Origin of the sequence: Arthrobacter sp. I3 (assembly GCF_000520575.1) — a bacterium.
GTDB classification, from domain to species: Bacteria; Actinomycetota; Actinomycetes; order Actinomycetales; family Micrococcaceae; genus Arthrobacter; species Arthrobacter humicola_A.
This window is the reverse complement of record NZ_KI914945.1, coordinates 145,364-150,321: the sequence shown is the minus strand read 5'-3', so window position 1 is coordinate 150,321 and position 4,958 is coordinate 145,364. Positions and strand designations below refer to the sequence as shown.

The following is a 4,958-nucleotide window of genomic DNA, read 5'->3' as shown; positions in this document are numbered from 1 at the left end:
CGCCTGCCGCGGCAGCAGGAGCGGACGCGGGCCGCGACGGTGCTCCCGCGGGGGGCGCCGTCGGGGAAACCGGCGGCTGTGCGTTTGCGCCCTGGGCCTGGCCATAGTTGATGTACCCGGCGTCGACTTCCTCGTCGTCGTAAAGCCCGTCGTAGGTTTCGGGTTCGTGGGAGCGGGCCTGCCCAAAGATCTCGCTGCCCAGCGTGTCCGTGAAGAAGGGTTCGACGTACGGCGGGTTGGAAGAGACTACAAGATCCAGCAGATCCGCCGCCGAGGTGTGGTTGGTGATCAGGTACGTGGTGGCATCGCTGACGCCAAGATCGAGGATCTGCACGTTGCCGGGGCGTTCGCCCGTGGCCACTTCACGGGCGCTCTGGGCCACCTGGTCGGCGTTGCCCGGGCCTGCGACGAGGATGCTCACGGGGCGGTTGAGCACCTGGTCCACACCGTCCAGCACCAGATCCTGGTCATGTGAGGTCAGTACGGTGGCAGTGACCTTGTAGCGGCCACCGAGTACTGATCCGACATCGATCGGGTGGGACACGGGCTCCTCCTAGACTGTCCGGGACCTGCCGACGTGGTCACTCCGAGAGCGACCGTGTGCCCTCCGGTAAGCCGGTTGACCGCTGGTCCGCAACTTCCCTTGTTAGTCTTCGATCCTAGCCGATGCTCTGTCCGGGCCGCGTGAGCACGGCAGTTCGAAACGGAGCCGGGATCATTTTTTCTTTTTCCCGCCAAACGGGAAGTAGGGGTTGTGGCCGGCCGGGCCCTGGTAGGTGCGGCGGCCCGGCAGGGGAACATCGCCCTTGCCCAAGCCGCCCTGCGCAGTGCTGGGGAGGTCTTCTGCCGGCAGGTAACCGCCCTCCGGGCCCGCGGGACGGCCGTAAGGGAACGAGTCCTCTTCCCGGATGTCGGGACCGGCACGGAACGACTCGGCGTCGAACTCGCCGGAAATTCGCGGAATCAGACCCGTATCCACCGAGACGGTGGCCCGCTCCGGTGCCCTCCGGACCTCCGCCGCGCCGCCTGCCTGCGGCCCCGTGCCGGGCCCTGCGGCGGTGCTGCGGCGGAGCCGCCCAAGGAGCGGCGCCAGGAGGTCGTGCAGCTCGGTGACCCGGAAGAGCTTCAGCAGCAGGAAATAGGCGGCCAGCATGACGGGACCGACGACGACGATTGTCACCAGGGCGGCGATCCGGTCGCTCCAGGCGTAGCCGTCCGGGTTGTAGCTGCCCAGCAGCCACAACGCCACAGCTCCGGCGAGGGCGGAACCCAGGGCCGCATACCCCATGCGGATGTAGGAGCTGGCGATGCGGGGCCCGTCGAGGTGGCCCAGGAGCCGGCGCAGGAAGGTCGCGCTGACGATCACGGAGAGGATATTGCCGGCCGTGTAGAGGATCGCGATGGCGAAAATGATCTGATCGAACGGCAGGAACTGGATCGCGAACGCGGCCGCCAGGTTGACCAGCGCCAGGACCAACTGGATGAAGAACGGTGTCCGGGCGTCCTCATTGGCGTAGAACACCCGCGACATCATGAAGTTGGCGCTCATGAACGGGGTACTGAGGGCCAGGATCGTGAGGGTTTGGGCCAGCATGACGCCGTCCTGGCGCTGCCCGCCCGAGAAGAACATGCCCAGCGGTCCGGCCAGCGCAAAGAGCGCCAGCGCGCCAAAGACGGTTGCCACGGCCATGGTCCGCAGCCCGTGGGAGAGCGCGTTTCGCAGGGCGGCCCGGTCACCGTCCTGGGACGCCCGGGTCATCCGGTTGAACAGCACGGTGGCCAGGGACAGGGCAATGATGGAGTGCGGCAGCAGGTACAGCTGGCTGGCCACCTCCAGCACCGCGTTGCCCGGAATGTTGCCGGCCGCGGCGGTGTCCCCCGCCTGCTGAAGGCGGAGCCGTTCCGCGCCCGGGATCGTCGCGATGCGCATGACGTAAAGGAAGGCGAACTGCCCGACGGCGGCTGTCGCCAGGGTCCAGACACTCAGCTTCGCGGCGTGGCCCAGACCGACCCCGCGCCAGCCGAAGCGCGGCCGCAGCCCGAGCCGGAGCCTGAACACGGGGATGAGCAGCACGGCGGTCTGTGTGGCGACGCCGATTGTGGAGAACCCGGCGACGAGGATGGTCTGGAACGGGCCCCAGTTGTCGATCGTGTGCGGGTTGGTGGCGTTGGCCCCCATGATGCCGATGAACATGCCCAGCCCGGCGATCGCCACGACGTTGTTGATGATTGGCGCCCACATCGCGGGTCCAAAGGCCCCGTGGGCGTTGAGGACCTGGGTCAGCAGGGCGTACAGGCCGTAGAAGAAGATCTGCGGAAGGCACCAGAACGCGAACGACACCGCGAGGGCCTTCTGCTGCGGCGAGTAGCCCTGGGTGGTCAGTTGAATGACTGACGGCGCCAGCAGCGTGACCAGCAGCGTGAGAACGAGCAGCACCAGCACCGCCAGCGTCAGCAGCCGGCTGATGTAGTCCGCTCCCTTGTCCGGCGCCTTGCTGGCTTTGATGATCTGCGGCACCAGAACAGCATTGAACACCCCGCCGGCCACCAGCAGGAAGATCAGGTTGGGAAGGTTGTTGGCGTTGATGAAAGTGTCGTTGACCGTCGAGCCCAGGCCCAGGGCGGCGGCCAGCATCCAGGTCTTGGCGAAGCCCAGGAAACGCGAAACGAGGGTTCCGGCGGCCATGACGGCGCTGGAACGGGCTTCTCCGGATTGGGCAGCTTTGGAATCGGCGGGGCCGGAGGGTACGGGGGCGGGTTTGGCTGATGACATCGTCTTCATCGTCTCACCCGCGCGGGGCATTAGTCGCTATCCGTGGACGTGACCGGCCGCACCGGCGGCCTTCAGCGGTCTTCCGGCAGGACTTCTTTGGCCAGATCCGCGATGCGGCGTTCGTTGGGGAAGGACAGCTTGCGCGCCAGCTCCTGGATCGGAACCCACGCCACGTCCACGGCTTCCTTGTCCGGATCGTTTTCGATGGTGAGTTCCCCGCCGGTGGCCCGCAACAGGTAGTGGTGCACGGTCTTGTGGACGCGGTGCCCGCTCACGGTGAACCAGTAGTCGATGCTTCCCAGCGGTGCCAGGATCTTGCCTTCGATCCCGGTTTCCTCGGCGATCTCGCGGACCGCGGCTTCCTCGTTGCTTTCCTTGCCTTCCGGGTGCCCCTTCGGCAGGCACCACTCGAGACGTCCGCCGCGGTTAAGGCGCGCGATGATCGCTACCCGCAGGTCGGCGTCGGACATGTCCACCACGACGCCGCCGGCGGAGATTTCCTCCACGGTGGGCAGGGAGGCCTGGCCCGTGTGCTGGACAGGCGCGACGTTGGCACCGATTGCCGACGGCAACGGTGCGTTTGTCCTCCTGCCGGGAGCGCTCGGTACGGGATGGGCCATGAGGTCCACTCTAACGACTCTTGCCCGCTGTTGATGACCTAAACATGGCCGGAAAGTAGACGGCCGGGAAAGTCGGCCCTGAGCGGTTCGTGCGCAATCGTGACGAACCCGCCGGATCCTTGTGGGTTCCGGTGTGGTGCTGGCGCGGTTTTCTGACAAGCTTAAGTAACTATGGCGCACGCACATCACAAGACTGACTCCCACACCGTTTCTTTCCAGGTGGATCCGGTGGTTCTGGAGCTCGGGCAGCGCTTCGTCGACGCCGGCCACGAGCTGTCCCTCGTGGGCGGGCCCGTCCGTGACCTTTTTCTTGGCAGGGTCTCGCCCGACCTGGACTTCACCACTGACGCCACTCCGGACCAGACGGTTGCCCTGATCAAGAAATGGGCGGACAACTACTGGGAGATCGGGCGCGCCTTCGGCACCATCGGGATGCGCAAGGGCGACTTCCAGATCGAAATCACCACCTACCGGGCCGACGCCTACGATCCGGAGTCCCGCAAGCCGATAGTGGCTTTCGGAACATCCCTGACGGATGACCTGCTGCGGCGGGACTTCACGATCAACGCCATGGCCCTGCGGCTGCCCATGCTGGAGCTCGTCGATCCTTTCGGCGGCGTCCGCGACCTGCACGCCTCGATCCTCAACACGCCCGGGCCGCCGGAAACGTCCTTCTCCGACGACCCCCTGCGCATGATGCGCGCCGCGAGGTTCGCGGCCCAACTGGGGGTGTCGCTGCACGCCGACGTCCGCGAGGCCATGGTCCGGATGGCGGAACGGATCAGCATCATCTCGGCCGAACGCGTGCGCGATGAACTGATCAAGCTCATCTGCGCCGCGCAGCCGCGGGCCGGGGTGGACCTGCTGGTCGATACCGGACTCGCGGACCTGGTCCTGCCGGAAGTCTCGGCCCTGCGCCTGGAATCCGATGAACACCACCGCCACAAGGACGTCTACCAGCACTCGCTGCAGGTCCTGGAACAGGCTGCAGCGCTGGAGTCGAAGGCGGACGGCCCGGTTCCCGGCCCGGACTTCGTGTTGCGGTTCGCGGCCCTCATGCACGACGTCGGCAAGCCGGCCACGCGCCGCTTTGAACCGGGCGGCGCAGTGAGCTTCCGCCACCACGACATGGTGGGCGCCAAGCTGACCGCCAAGCGCATGAAGGCGCTGCGCTTCGACAACGACACCATCAAGGCCGTGGCCAGGCTGGTGGAGCTGCACATGCGCTTCTACGGCTACGGTGAGGCCGGCTGGAGCGATTCCGCGGTCCGCCGCTACATCACCGACGCCGGTCCCCTCCTGGAGCGCCTGCACCGGCTCACCCGCTCCGACGTCACCACCCGGAACCAGCGCAAGGCGGACCGGCTGTCCTTCGCCTACGACGACCTCGAGGACAGGATTGCGGCGCTGCGGGAGCAGGAGTCCCTCGACGCCGTCCGCCCGGACCTGGACGGCGGCCAGATTATGGCGCTGCTTGGCCTCAAGCCCGGTCCCGTGGTGGGCCGCGCCTACAAATTCCTGCTGGAAGAACGCATGGAGCACGGCCCGCTCGATCCCGCCGTCGC

At 66.8% G+C, this 4,958-nt stretch carries 3 protein-coding genes and 1 pseudogene; 1 reads left to right on the top strand and 3 read right to left on the bottom strand.

Features of this window, described 5'->3' with window-relative positions; translation table 11 throughout:
• The 3 genes and pseudogenes from Y706_RS0117765 to Y706_RS0117755 form a co-directional block, all read right to left on the bottom strand.
• Positions 1-544, bottom strand: a pseudogene (locus Y706_RS0117765) (ABC transporter substrate-binding protein); the annotation flags it as partial.
• Between the two features lie 171 nt (positions 545-715).
• Positions 716-2,782, bottom strand: coding sequence for a murein biosynthesis integral membrane protein MurJ (murJ, locus tag Y706_RS0117760; RefSeq protein WP_043436416.1), 2,067 nt, complete (start codon positions 2,780-2,782; stop codon positions 716-718).
• A gap of 62 nt (positions 2,783-2,844) precedes the next feature.
• Complete coding sequence (locus Y706_RS0117755) at positions 2,845-3,393, bottom strand: NUDIX hydrolase (RefSeq protein WP_243178145.1); 549 nt, start codon at positions 3,391-3,393, stop codon at positions 2,845-2,847.
• A 171-nt stretch (positions 3,394-3,564) separates the two neighbouring features.
• Between Y706_RS0117755 and Y706_RS0117750 the strand changes: the two genes are divergently transcribed.
• On the top strand, positions 3,565-4,958 hold a 1,394-nt coding region (locus tag Y706_RS0117750), incomplete at its 3' end, for a CCA tRNA nucleotidyltransferase (protein WP_028277662.1).

Bases quoted from the DNA above. Each gene is read 5' to 3' on its own strand.
- Y706_RS0117755 (WP_243178145.1), bottom strand. From the start codon at position 3,393: ATGGCCCATCCCGTACCGAGCGCTCCCGGCAGGAGGACAAACGCACCG.
- murJ (WP_043436416.1), bottom strand. From the start codon at position 2,782: ATGAAGACGATGTCATCAGCCAAACCCGCCCCCGTACCCTCCGGCCCC.